19 protein-coding genes are annotated in these 19,075 nt (G+C 55.7%); 16 read left to right on the forward strand and 3 right to left on the reverse strand.

Annotation, left to right across the window (positions count from 1 at the left end; all coding sequences use genetic code 11):
- Positions 1–56: 56 nt before the first annotated feature.
- The 9 genes from ACXAET_RS04400 (at position 57) to ACXAET_RS04440 (ending at position 7,964) form a co-directional block, all read left to right on the forward strand.
- Positions 57–935, forward strand: a complete 879-nt coding sequence (locus ACXAET_RS04400) for a lysophospholipid acyltransferase family protein (protein WP_475181673.1) — start codon at positions 57–59, stop codon at positions 933–935.
- An 8-nt stretch (positions 936–943) separates the two neighbouring features.
- Entirely contained in the window at positions 944–1,753 is an 810-nt protein-coding gene (gene murI, locus ACXAET_RS04405) for a glutamate racemase (protein ID WP_475181678.1), read from the forward strand.
- Positions 1,754–1,847: 94 nt separating this feature from the next.
- Positions 1,848–2,876 (forward strand): N-acetyl-gamma-glutamyl-phosphate reductase, encoded by a 1,029-nt coding sequence (gene argC, locus ACXAET_RS04410; protein WP_475181680.1) that lies wholly within the window; start codon positions 1,848–1,850, stop codon positions 2,874–2,876.
- Between the two features lie 7 nt (positions 2,877–2,883).
- On the forward strand, positions 2,884–3,330 hold the full coding sequence (ccmE, locus tag ACXAET_RS04415) for a cytochrome c maturation protein CcmE (RefSeq protein ID WP_475181683.1): 447 nt from the start codon (positions 2,884–2,886) through the stop codon (positions 3,328–3,330).
- Positions 3,331–3,442: 112 nt separating this feature from the next.
- A complete protein-coding gene (locus ACXAET_RS04420; protein ID WP_475181686.1) occupies positions 3,443–4,054 on the forward strand; it encodes a holin-associated N-acetylmuramidase in 612 nt (203 codons plus the stop codon).
- Positions 4,045–4,623: a holin family protein gene (locus ACXAET_RS04425; protein WP_475181687.1), complete on the forward strand. Its 579-nt coding sequence runs from the start codon at positions 4,045–4,047 to the stop codon at positions 4,621–4,623. The genes ACXAET_RS04420 and ACXAET_RS04425 overlap by 10 nt, the downstream gene beginning before the upstream one ends.
- 75 nt (positions 4,624–4,698) lie before the next feature.
- Positions 4,699–6,663, forward strand: coding sequence for a heme lyase CcmF/NrfE family subunit (locus tag ACXAET_RS04430; protein ID WP_475181688.1), 1,965 nt, complete (start codon positions 4,699–4,701; stop codon positions 6,661–6,663).
- Positions 6,660–7,115 carry a cytochrome c-type biogenesis protein gene (locus ACXAET_RS04435; RefSeq protein ID WP_475181691.1) on the forward strand — a complete coding sequence of 152 codons (456 nt, stop codon included), beginning with the start codon at positions 6,660–6,662 and terminating at the stop codon, positions 7,113–7,115. Before ACXAET_RS04430 ends, ACXAET_RS04435 begins: the two co-directional genes overlap by 4 nt.
- 72 nt (positions 7,116–7,187) lie before the next feature.
- Entirely contained in the window at positions 7,188–7,964 is a 777-nt protein-coding gene (locus ACXAET_RS04440; protein ID WP_475181693.1) for an enoyl-CoA hydratase-related protein, read from the forward strand.
- A 6-nt stretch (positions 7,965–7,970) separates the two neighbouring features.
- On the opposite strand, the gene bmt is transcribed toward ACXAET_RS04440, so the two are convergent.
- Positions 7,971–8,987, reverse strand: coding sequence for a betaine--homocysteine S-methyltransferase (bmt, locus tag ACXAET_RS04445; protein WP_475181696.1), 1,017 nt, complete (start codon positions 8,985–8,987; stop codon positions 7,971–7,973).
- 122 nt (positions 8,988–9,109) lie between these two features.
- Positions 9,110–9,427, reverse strand: coding sequence for a DUF1476 domain-containing protein (locus ACXAET_RS04450; protein WP_068331095.1), 318 nt, complete (start codon positions 9,425–9,427; stop codon positions 9,110–9,112).
- 187 nt (positions 9,428–9,614) lie between these two features.
- Between ACXAET_RS04450 and purC the strand changes: the two genes are divergently transcribed.
- The 7 genes from purC (at position 9,615) to ACXAET_RS04485 (ending at position 18,681) form a co-directional block, all read left to right on the forward strand.
- Entirely contained in the window at positions 9,615–10,370 is a 756-nt protein-coding gene (gene purC / locus ACXAET_RS04455; RefSeq protein ID WP_475181700.1) for a phosphoribosylaminoimidazolesuccinocarboxamide synthase, read from the forward strand.
- Positions 10,371–10,502: 132 nt separating this feature from the next.
- Entirely contained in the window at positions 10,503–11,165 is a 663-nt protein-coding gene (locus ACXAET_RS04460) for a MarC family protein (protein ID WP_475181705.1), read from the forward strand.
- Positions 11,166–11,281: 116 nt separating this feature from the next.
- Positions 11,282–11,512 carry a phosphoribosylformylglycinamidine synthase subunit PurS gene (gene purS / locus ACXAET_RS04465; RefSeq protein WP_475181709.1) on the forward strand — a complete coding sequence of 77 codons (231 nt, stop codon included), beginning with the start codon at positions 11,282–11,284 and terminating at the stop codon, positions 11,510–11,512.
- Positions 11,513–11,536: 24 nt separating this feature from the next.
- Complete coding sequence (gene purQ / locus ACXAET_RS04470; RefSeq protein ID WP_475181713.1) at positions 11,537–12,205, forward strand: phosphoribosylformylglycinamidine synthase subunit PurQ; 669 nt, start codon at positions 11,537–11,539, stop codon at positions 12,203–12,205.
- 36 nt (positions 12,206–12,241) lie between these two features.
- Complete coding sequence (locus ACXAET_RS04475; protein ID WP_475181718.1) at positions 12,242–14,020, forward strand: sensor histidine kinase; 1,779 nt, start codon at positions 12,242–12,244, stop codon at positions 14,018–14,020.
- Positions 14,021–14,032: 12 nt separating this feature from the next.
- Positions 14,033–15,367 (forward strand): sigma-54-dependent transcriptional regulator, encoded by a 1,335-nt coding sequence (locus ACXAET_RS04480; protein WP_170358340.1) that lies wholly within the window; start codon positions 14,033–14,035, stop codon positions 15,365–15,367.
- 509 nt (positions 15,368–15,876) lie between these two features.
- The gene (locus tag ACXAET_RS04485) at positions 15,877–18,681 is read left to right on the forward strand and encodes an Rne/Rng family ribonuclease (protein WP_475181723.1); all 2,805 of its coding nucleotides are present in this window, start codon (positions 15,877–15,879) and stop codon (positions 18,679–18,681) included.
- A 55-nt stretch (positions 18,682–18,736) separates the two neighbouring features.
- Here the strand turns inward: ACXAET_RS04485 and ACXAET_RS04490 are convergent, their stop codons facing one another.
- Positions 18,737–18,970, reverse strand: coding sequence for a sulfurtransferase TusA family protein (locus tag ACXAET_RS04490; protein ID WP_475181727.1), 234 nt, complete (start codon positions 18,968–18,970; stop codon positions 18,737–18,739).
- Positions 18,971–19,075: the final 105 nt, after the last annotated feature.

A 19,075-nucleotide genomic window follows, 5' to 3' on the forward strand; every position in this document is an offset into this window, starting at 1 on the left:
CTAGGCAAAATTGTTGCTTGATCCTATTTTGCGGGCAGCAACCTTCGGAGACTCGGATGCCATCACGCCGTCATGTCGCTCGGGACATTTCCTATGCCCATTCCGCCGAAACAAAAGGCGGACGTATGGTCATTAAACTTATGGAAAACACCACCGGCAGACTGCGACTAATCAAGCGCGCGGACGGGTATGAGAAAGAAGTCACAAACGGGCGTGATTTCTGGTCAGTCATGGTAGATCGCTATGGTCTGTCGCTGGATGTGGTTGGCGGCTCGCTGGCAAATATCCCCAAGACAGGGCCATTGATTCTGATTGCCAACCACCCCTATGGGATTCTGGACGGGCTGATGATGGGGCATATTTTGTCTCAGACACGCGGTGATTTCCGTATTTTGGCCAATCGGGTATTCCGAAAGGCCGAAGATATAAACCGCATCATACTTCCGATTTCGTTTGATGAAACGAAAGAGGCGATGAAGCTGAACCTTGAGACGCGAAAGACAGCCTTGAATTACTTGGGCTCTGACGGGGCAATCGGGATTTTTCCGGGCGGCACGGTGAGCACGGCGGTAAAACCCTTTTCGCACCCGATGGATCCGGGCTGGCGCGGCTTCACGGCACGGATGGTTGCAAAATCGAACGCCACGGTGGTGCCTGTTTTCTTTGACGGCCACACCTCACGCCTGTTCCAGATCGCCAGTCATTTGCACAACACTCTGCGCATGGGTCTGTTGATTAAAGAGTTCAAAAAACGCGTGGATACGCCTGTCAGAGTGGTTATTGGCGACCCCATCGGTAGGGAAGTTTTGGATCCTTTGGCCAAGGATACGCGCAAGATGATGGATTTCTTGCGCAAAGCCACGTATGAGCTGTCTCCGACGCCGTTAGAGTCTTATGACTACGGCTATGAATTTGAGGAACGGCATCGCGCCTAAAGGGGCAAATGGCAGTAGGCATCTTTGATTCTGGCTTGGGCGGTCTGACCGTCCTGGACGCTGCGCAGAAACGTCTTCCGGACGTCGATTTTCTGTATTACGCGGACAGCGCGCATGCGCCGTATGGCGTACGCGACGCTGAAAACATCTATGAACTGACGCGGCACGCCGTAGGTGATCTTTGGAACCGCGGCTGTGATCTGGTGATTCTGGCCTGTAATACCGCCAGTGCTGCCGCACTGCGCCGGATGCAGGAAGAAGGCGTGCCAGAGGGTAAGCGCGTTTTAGGTGTATTCGTACCACTGATCGAGGCTCTGACCGAACGTCAATGGGGTGACAACAGCCCTCCTCGTGAAGTTGCCATCAAGCATGTGGCCCTGTTTGCGACACCCGCAACCGTTTCCAGCCGCGCGTTTCAAAGGGAATTGGCATTTCGGGCCATTGGCGTAGATGTTGAGGCGCAGGCATGCGGCGGCGTGGTTGATGCGATCGAAGATGGTGACATGATCCTTGCCGAGGCACTGGTGCGAAGTCATGTGGATGCGCTGAAACGCAAAATGCCAGAACCTCAGGCGGCTATTCTGGGCTGTACCCATTATCCTTTGATGGCGGACACGTTTCAGGCTGCACTTGGTCCCAAAGTGCAGGTTTTCAGCCAAGGTGCATTGGTCGCGGAAAGCCTTGCGGATTACCTGCAGCGCCATCCGAAAATGCAGGGCGACGCCAAAGGTGGATTCCTGACGACGGGCAAACCAGATTTCGTTAGCGACCGGGCGACCCAGTTCCTCCGACGACAGATCAAGTTCCAAGCAGCCTGACGCAGGTCAAGGACCTTGCCGCACTCCTTCGATTACTCAAAGACCGTCGCGTCGGCGGTCGTGACACTTGACACTATGAAGTAAGAGGTCTGACATGACCCATAAAATCGCAATTCTCGGTGCTTCCGGTTACACCGGCGCCGAACTCGTGAGGCTGATTGCCGAGCACCCGAACATGGAAATCACTGCCTTGGCAGCCGAACGCAAGGCGGGCATGTCGATGGCACAGGTTTTCCCACATCTGCGCCACATGGCACTGCCCGACCTGTGCAAAGTCTCTGAAATTGATTTTTCGCAGATTGACCTGTGTTTTTGCGCATTGCCGCATAAAACCAGTCAGGAAGTCATTCGCGATTTGCCGAAAGACCTCAAGATAATCGACTTGTCCGCCGATTTCCGGCTGCGGGATGCCGGAGAATATGAAAAATGGTACGGCAATCCGCATGCGGCGTTGGAAATGCAGGATGAAGCCGTTTACGGCCTGACCGAGTTCTACCGCGATGAAATTAGAAACGCGCGACTGGTCGCAGGGACCGGCTGTAATGCTGCGACGGGGCAATACGTGCTGCGGCCGCTAGTTTCAGGTGGCGTTATTGACTTGGATGACATCGTTCTGGATCTGAAATGTGCCGTGTCGGGGGCTGGTCGCTCGCTAAAGGAAAACCTGCTGCATTCAGAGTTGAGCGAAGGATACAACGCCTATGCTGTCGGCGGAACTCATCGGCATTTGGGTGAGTTCGATCAGGAGTTTTCAGCACTTGCCGGACGCACGGTACATGTGCAGTTCACACCGCACCTTATACCGGCCAACAGGGGCATTCTGGCAACGACCTACGTAAAAGGCGATCCGGTCAGCGTGTATGAAACGCTCGTCGCCGCTTACAAGGGTGAACCTTTTATCCAGATGTTGCCTTTTGGCGAGACTCCTTCCACGCATCATGTACGAGGTTCCAATTTCTGCCATATTGGCGTCGTCAGCGACCGGATCGAACGTCGTGCAATCGTGATCGGGGCGCTTGATAACCTGACAAAAGGTAGCAGTGGACAAGCCTTGCAGAACGCGAACCTGATGTTAGGTGAGAACGAAACAACGGGTTTGATGATGGCCCCCTTGTTCCCATGAGGACGGTATGAAAACGCTCAAGAAACGTCGTCGAGTTCAGGTCATCGTGCTGGCCGTTGTGGCATTGGTCTTGTCGACGGGGTTGATTGGGTATGCGATGCGGGATGGTATCAACTTTTTCCGCTCTCCCAGCCAGGTGATTGCTGAACCACCTTTGCCGACCGAAGTGTTCCGCATTGGCGGGCTGGTTGAAGAAGGCTCGATCGTGCGCGGACAGGGTGAGACGGTGCGCTTTGTTGTTACCGATGGCGGCGAAAGTGTGCCCGTGGCGTTTACCGGAGTGCTGCCGGATCTTTTTTCGGAAAATCAAGGGATGGTGGGCACTGGATCGTACGTGAACGGCGTATTTGAAGCCACTGAAATTCTTGCGAAACACGATGAGACATACATGCCGAAAGAGGTGATGGATGCTCTGAAAGAACAGGGTGTCTACAAAGAAACCGGCGGTGGTTAACCACCTTCTTCGTTGTGTTCTAGACAGGGCGTTGCACAAGTAGCGCCCTTTCTTTTTCCTGAACCTTTACCGAATTCAAGCAGCGTTCACCCAATAACTAACGGAGGGTGAATTGAGAACGGTCAGACAGATAGCAACCGAAATCGTGGCGCGTGAAGGCGGGTTCATCGACGATCCCGACGACCCGGGCGGTGCGACGAAATATGGCGTTACAATTCACACGATGCGGCGTTTGGGCTTGGATCTGTCCAACGACGGGGTAATCGATACGACAGATGTTCGGATGCTCAGCAAATCTGAGGCAGCAGAGATATTTATCCAGCACTACTATGAGTTGCCCCGCCTGAACCTTCTGCCCGCGGCGATCCGTCCTTCGGTTTTCGACATGTATGTGAATGCCGGCGGACAGGCTGTTACAATACTGCAGCGTCTGTTGCGTGAGATGGGGTATGAACTTGATGTAGATGGAATTGTCGGGCCCCAAACGGCACATGCTTGCGGTAGCGCAGCAAAGCACGACCCGCTCACGCTTCGGGATGCCTACGGTGTCGCACGGCGCAACTTCTATTTTCGTCTGGCCGATCACAGACCTGCATCCCGTAAATATGTGCGCCGCAGGAATGGTGGCAAAGGTGGTTGGATCCGGAGGGCTGAGGAGTTCGTCTCGTCCAAATATCATCTCAGCCATGATGAGTTTCAACAAAGGGTTGCAGCATGGGTTTAATCGCCAACGTATTGTCTTTTCTCTTCGGTAGTAACCGCAACATCGTGCGTGAAACCGTTGAGATATTTCGTGAAAACTCTGAAAAAGGGGCCGAGCGGAACCTGGGACTGCAACAGCAAGCGATGGTTCAGTTCCGTGATGAGTTCAAGGCCCAGCAGAAGAGCCCGTTTGATCGGTTCATGGATGGGTTAAACCGCCTTCCGCGTCCAGCGATGGCGCTTGGCACGTTGGGTCTTTTTGTTGCCGCTATGGTCGATCCGCTATGGTTTGCCGCGCGAATGCAGGGCATTGCGTTGGTGCCCGAGCCGTTGTGGTGGCTGCTGGGCGTGATCGTTTCTTTCTATTTTGGTGCGCGTCACCAAGCCAAGATGCAAGACCTTCAACGCGAGATCTCGGCCACGATGCGGCGCACACCAGACGTTATGGACAACTTATACGCCATACGCTCAATGCGTAGCGATGCGATCGGCTCAGCAGATCCCGGACCAGATGTCATACTGGCTGAACGGGCGAGCCGCCCGGATCGTAATCCCGCGTTGGACGACTGGCGGAGTTCGCGCCCCGTATAAGCCGCGACACTATGGTCGTCTGAAAAGGGCGAAAGTTATTGGAGCTCACCGCCCAACCGAATTATACCTTTGGCCATGTTTACAGAACTTGGCCATTTCGCCCTGATCCTCGCTTTTTTGGTTGCCATCGTGCAGACGGTGGTTCCTCTGATAGGTGCCGCCAAACGATGGCCTAGCTGGATGAGTTTCGCCGAATCCGCGGCGATTATCCAATTCTCGTTAGTTGCTTTTTCGTTCGCCGCACTGGTGTGGGCGTTTGTGAATTCTGATTTTTCCCTAAGGATCGTGGTCGAGAATAGCCATTCGGCCAAACCGATGCTGTACAAGATCAGCGGAACTTGGGGAAACCATGAAGGGTCCATGTTGCTGTGGGTGCTTATCGTGGCTCTGTTCGGCGCGATGGCCGCGTTTTTCGGGGGTGGTCTGCCCCCAACCCTGAAAGCACGAGTTCTGGCGGTGCAGGCCTCAATCGCAGTTGCGTTCTTTGCCTTCATCCTGTTCACCTCTAACCCGTTTGACCGGCTGGTTGTTGCACCTTTTGACGGTCGGGACTTGAACCCGCTGTTGCAGGACCCAGGCTTGGCCTTCCATCCGCCATTTCTGTATTTGGGCTATGTTGGCCTTAGCATGGCGTTCAGCTTTGCGGTGGCCGCATTGATTGAGGGCCGTGTCGACGCGGCTTGGGGCCGTTGGGTACGTCCGTGGACACTGGCGGCCTGGGTGTTTTTGACAATCGGTATCGCTCTGGGGTCGTGGTGGGCATATTATGAGCTGGGCTGGGGCGGGTTCTGGTTCTGGGACCCGGTTGAAAACGCATCCTTTATGCCGTGGCTCTTGGCGGCTGCTTTGTTGCATTCAGCGATTGTTGTGGAAAAACGAGAGGCGCTAAAAAGCTGGACCATCCTGTTGGCGATCATCGCATTTGGATTCTCACTGATCGGTACATTTATTGTGCGTTCGGGATTGTTGACCTCGGTCCATGCCTTCGCAACTGATCCCGAACGGGGCGTCTTTATTTTGCTTATCCTTGTGTTCTTCATGGGGGGCGCGCTGACGTTATTCGCTGCCCGCGCGCAGACAATGGAGGCAAAGGGCGTTTTCGGCATGGTCAGCCGTGAAAGCGCACTGGTGCTGAACAACATCCTGCTGGCCGTTAGCTGTTTTGTCGTATTTGTTGGAACGATGTGGCCGATGGTCGCCGAAATGGCCTTTGACCGGAAGCTATCGGTTGGCCCTCCGTTCTTTAACGCGGCATTTACCCCGTTTATGGTCGCTTTGGGAATAGTGCTGCCTGTTGGTGCGATGCTACCGTGGAAACGTGGCAAGCTGGGGAAAACAGCATATTCGTTACGTTATGTCTTCATTCTGGCCCTTGCGTTGGCGTTGTTGGTCTGGGCGATGCAGACAGGCCGCAGCGCGTTGGGGCCGGTTGGTCTGTTCCTTGGTGCCTGGATCACGATGGGGGCGGCCTTTGATTTGTGGAGCCGAACCGGCCGCAACGGAAGCCTAAAGCGCCTTTTCCGTCTGCCCGGTGCGGACTGGGGTAAAGCTGTGGCGCATACTGGTCTTGGCGTGACCATGTTTGCCGTTGCTGGTCTGACCGCGTGGGAGGTTGAGGATATTCGCGTCGCCCAGCCTGGTCAGCCGTTCGAGGTTGGCCAGTTTACTCTCACTCTGGAAGATGTCAGGCGCGTACAAGGGCCAAACTATTTTTCTACAACAGCAGACGTGCTGGTCGAAAAAGATGGGCGAAGCATTGGAACTCTGCATCCCGAAAAACGTGATTACCCCGTGGCGCAGATGCCCACCACCGAAGCCGCCATCGACTATCGGTTCCTGCGCGACCTCTATGTGGTGATCGGGGATCAGCAAGCCAATGGAGGGTGGGTTGTTCGAACCTATATCAAGCCCTTTGCCAATTGGATTTGGGCCGGATGTATCCTGATGTCCCTGGGTGGATTGCTCAGCCTGTCGGATCGACGTTTCCGCGTCGCAGCTGGTGCGCGCAAGACGCCAGCGCGCGGGGTGCCGGCAGAATGAAGCGTCTGGCCCTAGTTCTGTCGCTGATTGCGTCGCCATTATTCGCGGTGCAGCCGGACGAGGTGCTGGATGATCCGGTGCTGGAAGAAAGGGCGCGCGACCTTAGCACCGGTTTGCGCTGCCTTGTCTGCCGCAACGAAAGCATCGATGAAAGCAATGCAGACTTGGCCCGCGACCTGCGCCTTTTGGTGCGCGAACGTTTGGTTGCCGGGGACACGGATGAAGAGGCAATCGCCTTCATCGTGGATCGCTATGGCGAGTATGTTCTGTTAAAACCAACTGTCACAGGCTCGAACCTGATGCTGTGGCTGGCAGGCCCGACTATGCTGTTGCTCGCGGCAGCTATGGGATGGAATTTTCTGCGAAAGCGGTCCCAAGTGCAGGCCGAGGGCGAGAAAGATACCCTCAGTGAGGCCGAGAAAGAGCGTTTGCGCCAAATTCTTAAAGACTGACCCACGGTTCATCTTTTCCTTCTCGTCTAATTGGGTCAAGGTCCGCCAAAGCTCAGATTTGGTGAGGGGTTCATGGACTACGAAACGATCCTGCTGGATATCACAGACGACTTGGCGGTTGTTACCCTAAACCGCCCTGACAAGATGAACGCGATGACGGTGCAAATGCGCGCCGAGGTTACACACGCCATGATCTACGCCGCTCGGAATGCGCGCGCGATTGTTGTGACTGGAGCAGGTGGGGCGTTTTGCTCGGGGCAGGATCTCGGCGACGCGTCCAGCACCGGCAAAGTGGATCTGGAGCGCACGCTGCGTGACGAATACGAACCCATGTTGGAGTCGATCTACAACTGCCCGGTGCCGACTATCGCGGCCGTGAACGGGGCTGCGGCGGGGGCAGGGGCAAACCTTGCGCTGTGCGCCGATGTGGTGATCGCAACCGAAAGCGCCTATTTCTTGCAGGCGTTTGCTCGGATTGGATTGTTGCCCGACGCAGGCGGTACTTGGTTCATGCCACGCCAGATGGGATTTGCCAAAGCCATGGGCGCGGCCTTGTTTGCTGACAAGATCAGTGCGCGTGAGGCAGATCAATGGGGCTTGATCTGGGAAGCCGTACCAGACGCTGAATTCGACGCCCATTGGCGCAAGCGTGCGTCCTACCTGGCGGACGGTCCGACAGCCGGGTTTGGCGCGATTAAAAAGGCCATTCGCGGAACCTATGAAAAAACCTTGCCTCAACAATTGGCATTAGAGGCGAATTTGCAAGGCGAATGCGGGCGCAGCCGAGACTTCGCCGAAGGTGTCGTGGCATTTATGGAAAAACGCCCCCCGAAATTCGAAGGGCGCTGAAAGCGCTTACGCGCGACGGCGGCGGCGTGAGCGCCGCTCAGGCGCGGCGGCGCTGTCACCTGTACCGTCCGAGGCAGATGTAAACGGCCCCAAGGCATCAGTGATCTGATCCAACGTTGGTCTCGACCCGCGCGGCGTGCTATCAAGCGCCTCGCGCATTTTCCGCATATGCGCGGGCATCGTTCCGCAGCATCCGCCAATAATAGTCGCACCCGCATCGCGTGCCATCACGGCGTATTGCGCCATCAGGTCGGGCGTACCGTCATACTGAATGCTACCATCCACATATTTTGGAATTCCGGCGTTTCCTTTTGAAATCAAGGGCAGGTCCGTTCCCTGAGCCACAAAGCCCAAAACCGTCCGCATGATATCAGATGAGCCCGTGCCGCAATTCGCGCCGAAGGCCAGCGGTTTGTTCGGAAGTGTTTCGACCAATTTGGCCAGATCCGCCGAGGTTACGCCCATCATTGTACGGCCAGCGGTGTCAAAACTCATCGTTCCGCACCACGGCATATCGGCCATCGCAAATGCCTCGGTCGCGGCACGGAATTCCTCGGGCGCGCTGATGGTTTCGACCCACAGAACGTCTGCACCACCCTTCTTGAGTGCTTCAGCCTGTTCGTGGAACATCTCAACCGCATCCGCGTGCGACAGGCTTCCGACCGGTTCCATGATTTCACCTGTAGGCCCGACCGAACCAGCAACAACAATAGTGCGACCTGCTTTGTCAGCAATTTCCCGACCAAGTTCCGCCCCGATGCGGTTTAATTCGGCCACCCGGTTCTGTGCGTCGTGCAGTTTTAGACGTGCAGCCGTTCCACCAAACGTGTTGGTCAGGAACAAATCACTGCCCGCGTCAACCCAACCCTGATACAGCGCCCGAATTTTGTCTGGCGAATCCACATTCCAAAGTTCTGGCGCGTCACCCGACTGCAGCCCCACATTGAACAAATTGGTGCCCGTGGCCCCATCTGCGAGAATGACATCGTTTGTCGCAAGAAGCTGGCTGAGTGCATTTGTCATTGGGGTATTCCGAAAAAAGGCGCAAATGGCCTGTCAAAAGAAGAGACGCCCCGTGTCTCATGACCGGGGCGTCAAATCAAATTCATAAATCTCATGAAGATCATGAGGTCGGTGTTAAGCCCTTATTCTGTCTCGCTTAAGACCTGGGATTTGGCGACGGGTAGAAGTTCGGCCATCTTGGCGCGGATTTCATCAGCCGAGGACAAAGACCCAAGATCACCCGCGACCTTGCGCACCACGTCTTCGTGGCCGGCCTCTTCAAAATCCGCAATGACGACGGTCCTGGCGTATTCTGCCGCATCATCACCGGATTTGCCCAGTTTTTCTGCGGCCCACAGGCCAAGCAGTTTGTTGCAGCGGGCCTGCGCCTTGAACTGCATCTCTTCGTCATGCGCATACTTGGCTTCAAAGGCGTTTTCGCGTTCGTCAAACGTGGTCATTGGTAGGGGACCTCTTGGGTTACAACGTGTTTGGTGATGATATGACCATACGACAAGCTGTTCGCAAGTGATTTGCGCTGCATCAAAGCCCCTTGGATCAGTAAACTTGCGGGAAAAGGGGGCTTGCACTATGAGAACGCCAAAGTGGAGGGAGTCATTCCCTCTCGACAGACTGGAAGGGTCGCTAATGGCGCGTCGCAAGAAAATCTACGAAGGCAAGGCTAAGATATTGTACGAAGGGCCGGAACCGGGGACCATCGTGCAGTATTTCAAAGATGATGCCACTGCGTTCAACGCCGAGAAAAAAGACGTGATTGATGGCAAAGGCGTTCTGAACAACCGTCTGAGTGAGTTCTTTATGACCGGTCTTGCCCAGATCGGCGTGCCAACGCACTTCATTCGCCGCCTGAACATGCGCGAACAATTGGTGCGCAGCTGCGAAATCGTGCCCCTTGAAGTAATCGTGCGTAATTATGCCGCTGGTTCGATGTCAAAGCGTCTGGGCATCGCCGAGGGTACGCAGCTTCCGCGCCCCATTGTCGAATACTGCTACAAAGACGATGCTCTCGGCGACCCACTGGTTTCAGAGGAGCATATCGCAGCGTTTGGTTGGGCCAGTCAGCAGGATATGGACGATATCCTGAGCCTTGCATTGCGTGTGAATGATTTCATGAGCGGCGTGATGTACTCGGTTGGCATCCGCTTGGTCGACTTCAAGATTGAAATTGGCCGCGTTTACGAAGGTGACTATCAGCGTTTGATCGTCGCTGATGAGATCAGCCCGGACAGTTGCCGCCTTTGGGATATCGAAACTGGTCAGAAGCTGGACAAGGACGTGTTCCGCCGCGATTTGGGGAACCTGACGGATGCCTATTCCGAGGTCGCGCGGCGACTGGGTGTTTTGCCGAAAAGCAATGTCTCAAAGCCGACGCTGATCAACTAAACCATTAATAAACGTAACCTGCTTGGGGCGCTGTTTTCTGCAAGCGGCGCCCGTTTCTTTTGCCCTTGTGGTTTGACAGGGCGGCGGGACCTTCGCATTGTCAGCACAGGTGCAACTTACGGCAGTTCCAACATGGCCGAATTGTTTGATCAGGCAGTTTTTCTAAAATTTCTTGCAGCGCTACTGGCGATTTTTAATCCACTATACGGTATTCCGATTTTCCTGAGCATGACCGAAGGATACTCGGCAACCGAACGTAAGCGCGTTGCTTTTATCGTGACCGGGACCGTTGTGACCGTTGCTTTGATATCGGTTCTGGTCGGTGAAGAGGTTTTGGCGATTTTTGGGATCGACATCCCCTCGTTCCGCATCGCCGGGGGGCTGATAATTCTTGGGGTAGGGATGACCATGTTGAACGCGTCTGATCCGCCGAAAGGGGATCAGAAGGCTGCAGAGCATGGCCATACCAAGAAGAGTAATATCGCCGTGGTGCCGTTGGCGATTCCGTTGACGATTGGTCCGGGAACCATCGCTACGACTATCGTTTTTGCGCATACGCTTTCAGACGGGGCCGAGATTGTGACCCTGGGTTCAGCAGTGCTGATAGCCTGCGCGATTGTCGGAGCGGGTTTGTTGTTCGCGGACCCGATTTCTCGGTTTCTGGGTCCGACCATGATCAATGTGATCACTCGCGTAATGGCGATCATCCTTGTCGCTGTCGCCGTTGAAATGGTGCTGACTGGTACCTTTAATGCCATCGATACGCGATATCCTGGGCTGACGGGCGGGAACTGAGTTAAAAAACCAGTACGATCAATGCAAGGACGAGGGTTGTCGAATGACGTTTGGCACGTTATCCCCCGCGCAACGGAACGGGCCTGAAACCTTGGCCCTCAGCTGGAGTTGCAGGAATGAAAGCACGGGTGCATGTGATGCTGAAGAACGGGGTCCTTGATCCGCAAGGTGAAGCTGTGCGGCATGCATTGGGCGCAATGGGTTTTAATCAGGTCGAAGGCGTACGCCAAGGCAAGGTGATTGATCTTGAGTTGGCCGACGGTTCGACCGAGGCTGACATCACCGAGATGTGCGAAAAACTGTTGGCCAACACGGTCATCGAGCGTTACGAGATCGAACTGGTCTAATCCCTTTTTCCCGGAGGCTTCGCAATGCGCGCTGCTGTCATCGTTTTCCCAGGCTCTAACTGTGACCGGGACCTTGCCGTCGCTTTTGAACAGGCGGGCTTTGAGGTCGACATGGTATGGCATAAGGACGCCGCGCTACCGCAGGGGATTGACATCGTGGGCGTCCCTGGTGGGTTTTCTTACGGTGACTATCTGCGTTGCGGCGCGATTGCCGCGCAATCTCCGATCTGCAAGGCGGTGGTAGAACACACCGAACGGGGTGGCTATGCCGTGGGTATCTGTAACGGATTCCAGATCCTGACCGAGACCGGTATCCTGCCCGGTGCGCTTTTGCGCAATGCGGGTTTGAAGTACATTTGCAAGACGGTTGGTCTGAAGGTTGAAACCAGCGACAGTGCCTTTACCCAAGGCTATAATGCCGGCGATGTTTTGGGCATTCCGATTGCTCACCATGATGGAAACTATTTCGCAGATGACGCGACATTGTCCTCACTTCGTGATCAAGACAGGATCGCTTTCACCTATACCGAGAACCCCAACGGCTCGGTTGGCGACATTGCTGGCATTCTTTCCGAAAACCGCCGCGTTCTGGGTATGATGCCACATCCCGAACGCGCAGCGGATGAGGGTCATGGTGGGACTGACGGAACGGCGTTGTTCCGCGCATTGTCGGGCGTTCTTACACCCGCGTGACTTGTGGTTGCATCAATCCCCGCGTAATTTCTGGGGATGAGTTCCGACGAACGCTCTGGCGGGTTCAATCTCACAAAGCCCTTTCGTGGCGCACCCCTTGGGTGGCGCCTGCGACTTGCCGTCATTGCGCTTTTGGTCGCCGCGGTGGCAACAGTCTGGATCACGAACAGGCTTTTGACGGACAGGTTTACCGAGTCGACGCGTAATCGGGCCGAACTGCGTTTGGCCCTGTATTCCGGCAACCTTCTGAGCGAGCTGCGTAGAAATTCAATTGTGCCGCAACTCCTCGCCCGCGATCCGACGTTGATTTCGGCGCTTCAATCCAGTGACTATTCGCTGTCGACGCAACGCCTGATTTCTTTTGTCGAAGAAATTGGTGCCGCATCGTTGATGCTGTTGGACGGGGATGGGCGGTCGGTCGCGTCCACCGATCGAAATCGGTTGGGTGAGGCGCATCGCAGTTTTCCTTATTTCATTGACGCGGTGCGTTCGAATTCAACGATCTTTACCGTGATCGAAAAAGAGTCCGGCGGCTACAGTTTTGTCTATTCACGCCGTATTGAGGCAAATGCCGAAATACTGGGCGTGATCGTGGTTGAAGTCGATTTGCGCAAATTCGAACTGGCCTGGGCGGGAATTTCGGATGCAGTGATGGTAGCTGACAGCACTGGCACCATTATTTTGTCAACCGAACCTCAGTGGCGCGGCCTCAAAGAAGACGAGGCGCTACAACGTCAACCGCCGGAAGGGGCCATCCAACGTGCGATCCGGGCAACCACCGACTGGAGCGCTCTGCCGCCCGACGCCTATTTGCAAGGCGAGGCCGTGATGCGGATGGAAACCCGCATACCGTTCCGAGGGTGGCAAATGACTTCTTTCACTACCTATGCGTCGATCCGCGAAAGGGTGAACAGCGTTCTTGCGCTTGAGATCATGGGGTTTGCGATTCTTCTGGCGTTGGCCTTCTACGCGCTTAGCCGTCGGGCGACGTTCCGGATGACTTTGTTTCAGCGCGAGTCGGCAGAGCTTCGCGCATTGAACACACGGCTACAGCGGGAAATTGCTGAGCGAGAGCGAGTTGAAAAGACCTTGGAAGTTGCCGAGCAGACGCTTGCGCAAAGCTCGAAACTTGCAGCCCTGGGCGAGATGTCGGCCGCTGTGAGCCACGAGTTGAATCAACCGTTGGCTGCAATGAAAACGTATCTTGCGGGCGCGCGGCTGCTGCTGCGTAGAAACCGGCCGGAAGAAGCGCTGGCCAGCTTTGGCCGTATCGACGGCCTGATTGAGCGGATGGGTGCAATTACGCGCCAGCTTAAATCCTACGCGCGGAAGGGTGCAGATGCGTTTTCCCCTGTAAACCTTGGTGAAGCGTTAGCCTCGTCCTTGTCGATGATGGAGCCACAGCTGCGTCAGCGACACGTCAAAATAACGCAGATTTTGCCGGAAGAACCTGTCATAGTGATGGGGGATCGGATGCGGATCGAACAGGTGATGGTCAATCTCTTGCGGAATGCGTTGGACGCCACCAAGTCTGTGTCGGACCCGGATGTTGAGATCATACTGGCAGCGGGCGACATGGCGGTGCTGACCGTGCGCGACAATGGTTACGGAATTGAAGATATCGAGAACCTTTTCGAGCCGTTCTACACCACCAAGCAACCCGGCGACGGGGTTGGTTTGGGTCTTGCCATTTCGTCGGGTATCGTGAACGACCACGGCGGACGGCTAACTGCACGTAACAGTCAGCAAGGCGGCGCTGTGTTCGAAATGCAGCTGCCGATACTGGGAAGCGACGGCCTTGCGGCCGCTGAGTAACGAGGATTGACTATGGCACAAGCCATGAAAATCGCCATTGTGGATGACGAACAGGACATGCGCCAGTCGATCAGCCAGTGGCTGGCCTTGTCGGGATATGACACCGAAACGTTTTCAAGCGCCGAAGACGCTCTGAAAGTTTTGGGGCCGGAATACCCGGGTATCGTGATATCCGACATCAAGATGCCGGGTATGGATGGCATTCAACTGCTGAAAAAGCTGATGGGCGCGGACAGCACTCTGCCGGTTATCATGATAACTGGGCACGGCGATGTGCCGATGGCTGTGGAAGCGATGCGCGTTGGCGCGTTTGATTTTCTGGAAAAGCCATTCAACCCCGATCGCATGTCGGAACTGGCGAAACGTGCCAGCAACGCGCGTCGTCTGACGCTGGACAACCGGGCGCTGCGGCGTGAACTGTCCGGCGGGACCCAGATCATGAACAAGCTGATCGGCGCCAGCCCTGTGATGGAGCGCTTGCGCGAGGATATTCTGGATTTGGGTCAGGCGGATGGTCACGTTCTGATTGATGGTGAGACGGGCACAGGCAAGACGCTGGTTGCGCATGCGCTGCACGCAGTGGGAAGCCGGGCCGGAAAGAAATTTGTTCTGGTATCATGCGCCGCGCTTGAGGAAGAGGCGCTATCCAAACGCCTGTTCGGGCCGATGATGCCCGAGGATGCGCAATTGCCCGCTATCGAAGAGGCGCGCGGCGGAACCCTGGTATTGGAAGACGTCGAAGCACTCAGCGATACGCTTCAGGCGCGTTTGCTGAGTGTAATGAATGATCAAGGTACACCGGCAGAGACGCGTATCGTCGCGATTTCGAACCTTCAAGAGGCAGGAAAGACCAGCGAAGATGTGCTACGCCCCGACCTGTTCTACCGTCTGGCCGCGCTACGCATCACCATGCCTCCGCTCCGCCAGCGCGGAGAGGATATACTGACCCTGTTCACACGCCTCAGCGAGCAATTCGCCGAAGAATATGGCTGCGACGCACCGCAGGTCAGCGCTCAGGAGGCGGCGCAACTGCTGCAGGCTCCCTGGCCAGGCAATGTGCGCCAATTGATCAACATCGCGGAACGCGCCGTACTGCAGTCACGACGTGGATCGGGAACGATTGCTTCGCTGCTGATGTCTGACCATGAGGAAATGCAGCCGGTCATGACGACCGAGGGTAAGCCGCTCAAGGAATATGTCGAAGCATTTGAGCGGATGCTGATTGATAATACCATGCGCCGTCACAAAGGCTCGATCGCTTCTGTAATGGAGGAGCTATGCCTGCCGCGGCGTACATTGAACGAGAAGATGGCGAAGTACAGCCTCCAAAGGTCGGATTACCTGTGAGTTGAAAAGTCAGGCACCCTCAAGACACCAGTCCATACGCCTTAGATAGCCGTTATGTTTTTAGTCAAAGGGTGGAGCCGCAGTGGCGTCGACGCGGTTGCAACGCAGTTTGCCCATTGTCTTTTCCACAAGACTGCCTTTATGGTGTCGAAACGGGCAGGGCGTTTTTATGCCCTTAAGCCCCGATTTTTTTGAGTTTCGCTGCTTTGTCGCGGATGGTGATGAAACCCACGAGGTAAAGCAGACCGATTATGCCCCAGTGGGGCTGTTGAACGCCTGAGCCCGCAAACGCGGGCGAAAGGAATAAATGGGCAGGTCGCGACAAATCGCACCTGTCGGAGAAGAACCGCGATGACGCGCGCGCAACGATCGAGTTTACGGGCAGGGGGCCACAGCGCCAGACCCTGCCGCGCGCCGTCCGATATCGCCCTGACAAGACACCACCCCAAAAGCGCCTGTCCCCCCGGACGGGTAAGGACAACGCATTTGGCGCGGTGCATCAAGGAAACATGGCTAAGAAAATGCTTATTGACGCCACCCACGCGGAGGAAACCCGCGTTGTGGTGGTGGACGGAAACAAGGTCGAGGAGTTCGATTTTGAGTCCGAAAATAAACGTCAACTCGCTGGTAATATCTACCTTGCAAAAGTAACACGGGTCGAGCCGTCGCTACAGGCTGCTTTTGTAGATTACGGCGGAAATCGTCACGGATTCCTGGCATTCTCGGAAATTCACCCGGATTACTATCAGATTCCTGTCGCCGATCGCGAAGCGTTAATGGAAGAAGAACGTGCTTATGCCGAGGCCATGAAGGCACGGGATGAAGCAGAAGAGTCCAAGCCTAAGAAACGGCGCTCGCGGTCACGCACAAAGGCTGCGGATGTAAAATCCGACGATATCGTCGAGTCCATTGACGTGTCGGCAGAACCGACCGGGATGGAAACGATTGATCTGGATGAGGGCGAAGAAGGCCCTGATCTGAACGTCCCAGAGGGCACCTCTCCTATGGAGTATGTCGCTGAGACGCCGGTAGAAGAGCCTATCGACGATGAATCCGGCACGGCGGGCGAGGACATTGATGCTGTCGCAGTGGACACTGAGGCACCGATTGAGCCGGAAACGCAGGTCGCGGATGATGAGCTTCAGGCTCTAGACGATTCTGACGAGCCTGAAACAGCCGATGCGGATGCTGAGGATGTTTCGGCTGACGAAGCCAGCGAAGAGACCGATGGGAATGGCGATGCTGAAACCGTCGCCCGTTCGGACGCGGCAGCCAAGGATGACAGCATCGAGTCGGTGGCCGATGATGATGATAGCGAGGATATCCGCCCGCCGCGCAAGCCGCGCCCGCGCCGGTACAAGATCCAGGAAGTCATAAAGGTTCGTCAGGTTCTGCTGGTTCAGGTCGTGAAAGAAGAGCGCGGCAACAAGGGCGCAGCGCTCACGACATATCTGTCTCTGGCCGGTCGCTACTGCGTGCTGATGCCCAACACGGCGCGGGGAGGCGGGATCAGCCGCAAGATCACCAATGCACCGGACCGGAAAAAACTGAAAGAAATCGCGGCGGAGATCGACGTTCCTACTGGCGCCGGCCTGATCATTCGAACAGCAGGTGCCAAGCGCACCAAATCCGAGATCAAGCGTGACTATGAATATCTGCAGCGCATGTGGGAACAAATCCGCGAATTGACGTTGCAATCCATAGCACCGGCGAAGATTTATGAAGAAGGCGACCTGATCAAGCGGTCGATCCGCGACCTGTATAATCGCGATATTGACGAAGTTCTGGTCGAAGGCGAAGGCGGCTATCGCATCGCCAAAGACTTCATGAAAATGATCATGCCGTCCCATGCCAAGAACGTGAAGCGCTATGAAGACGCGCTTCCTTTGTTCGCGCGCTACCAGGTCGAAAGCTATCTGGCCGGAATGTTCAACCCGACGGTACAGCTGAAATCCGGTGGGTACATCGTAATTGGCGTTACCGAGGCGCTCGTCGCGATTGATGTGAACTCGGGCCGCGCGACCAAAGAAGGTTCGATCGAAGAAACCGCGCTCAAGACCAATCTTGAAGCCGCCGAAGAAGTGGCGCGGCAATTGCGCCTGCGTGACCTTGCGGGCCTGATCGTCATCGATTTCATCGATATGGATGAGCGCAAGAATAACTCAGCCGTCGAAAAGCGGTTGAAGGAAAAGCTAAAGACCGATCGCGCACGCATTCAGGTGGGTCGGATTTCCGGATTCGGCCTGATGGAGATGAGTCGCCAGCGCCTGCGCCCCGGAATGCTTGAGGCAACGACGCAGCCATGCCCTCATTGCCACGGTACCGGGCTGATCCGCTCGGACGACAACATGGCGCTTTCGATCCTGCGCCAGATCGAAGAAGAAGGCACCCGTCGCCGATCACGCGAGGTTCTGGTGCGCTGCCCGGTTGGTATTTCGAATTTCCTGATGAACCAAAAGCGCGAACACATTGCACAGATCGAAGCGCGCTACGGTATGTCAGTTCGGATCGAGGGTGACATACATTTGGTCAGCCCTGATTTCTCGATGGAGAAGTTCAAAACCGCCAGCCGCGTCGTCCCCGAGGCAAGCGCGCCGGTTATATCCGTCGACGCATCCTTGATGGACATGGTCGACTCGGACGATGACGAAACCGCTGAGGAAGACGCGGTTCAGACCGAAGAGGACACCAAGCCCAAGCGCAAGCGCCGTCGCCGCCGCCGGAAGAAAAACAACGGTTCTTCCGATACGCCTGACACCAGCGCTGAGGACGGAGAGACCGCTGCAGAAGCTTCAGATGATGCTGCAGTGTCTGATGCCAAGGCAGAAGAGGCCCCGTCAGATACCAAGGTTGAAGAAACAGCTTCTGATGAGAAAGCGGAAAAGCCCAAGCGGCGCCGCGCTCCTCGCAGTCGCAAAAAAACTGCCGAGCAGGCGGACGTTTCCGAGGAAACCCCGGCTACGGAGTCGCCTGAGCCTCAGGCTGATGAAGTTGCAGCGGAACCAACAGCAGAAGTCGGTGCTGAAAGTCGCACCGACGAAGGCGAACAAGTCGCGGCAAACGCACAGCCTGAACCAGTACAAGCTGTTGAGGACACTATCGTGCAGTCAAGCAGCACCGAGGTTGAAGAGGTGACAGAAACGGCAGTCGTCGAAGGTGTAGAACCGATCACCGAGAATGTTGAAGTAGCGGAGGCCAACGCGAAGCCGAAAGACTCGTCTGCTCCGGTGCTCGAAGTTGTTGCGGACGAGCCGGAACAACCCGAAGAACCCGCCAAACCGAAACGACGCGGATGGTGGTCCTTGGGACAGTGACTAGCAAAGGCGGGCCTCAGGGTCCGCCTTTTTTAGATCAGATCGCTTCTGCGACTTAACCTGCTTTTTGTATTAGATAGACTTGGTGTTCACCCGCATCCTCTTGTGAAAGCAGTTGATGCCCGCTTTCCGCGCAAAAATGCGGAACGTCCACAATAGCGGCCGGATCATCCGCAAGCACGCGCAGCACAGCCCCTGCAGGCAAGGATTTAAGGCGTTTTCTGGCTTTGAGAACGGGTAAGGGGCACAATAGACCCAACGCGTCGAGTGTTTCGGTAGGATTAGACATATCACTCAGATATTTTCACTTTTCCTTTGTGTCCAGCGCGCAACCACGAGGATGTGACCGAATGGCCCGGTGACGCAGCGAATTTGATACCCTATGTGCTGAAAC

Source organism: Ruegeria sp. AWH4_226, assembly GCF_056159225.1.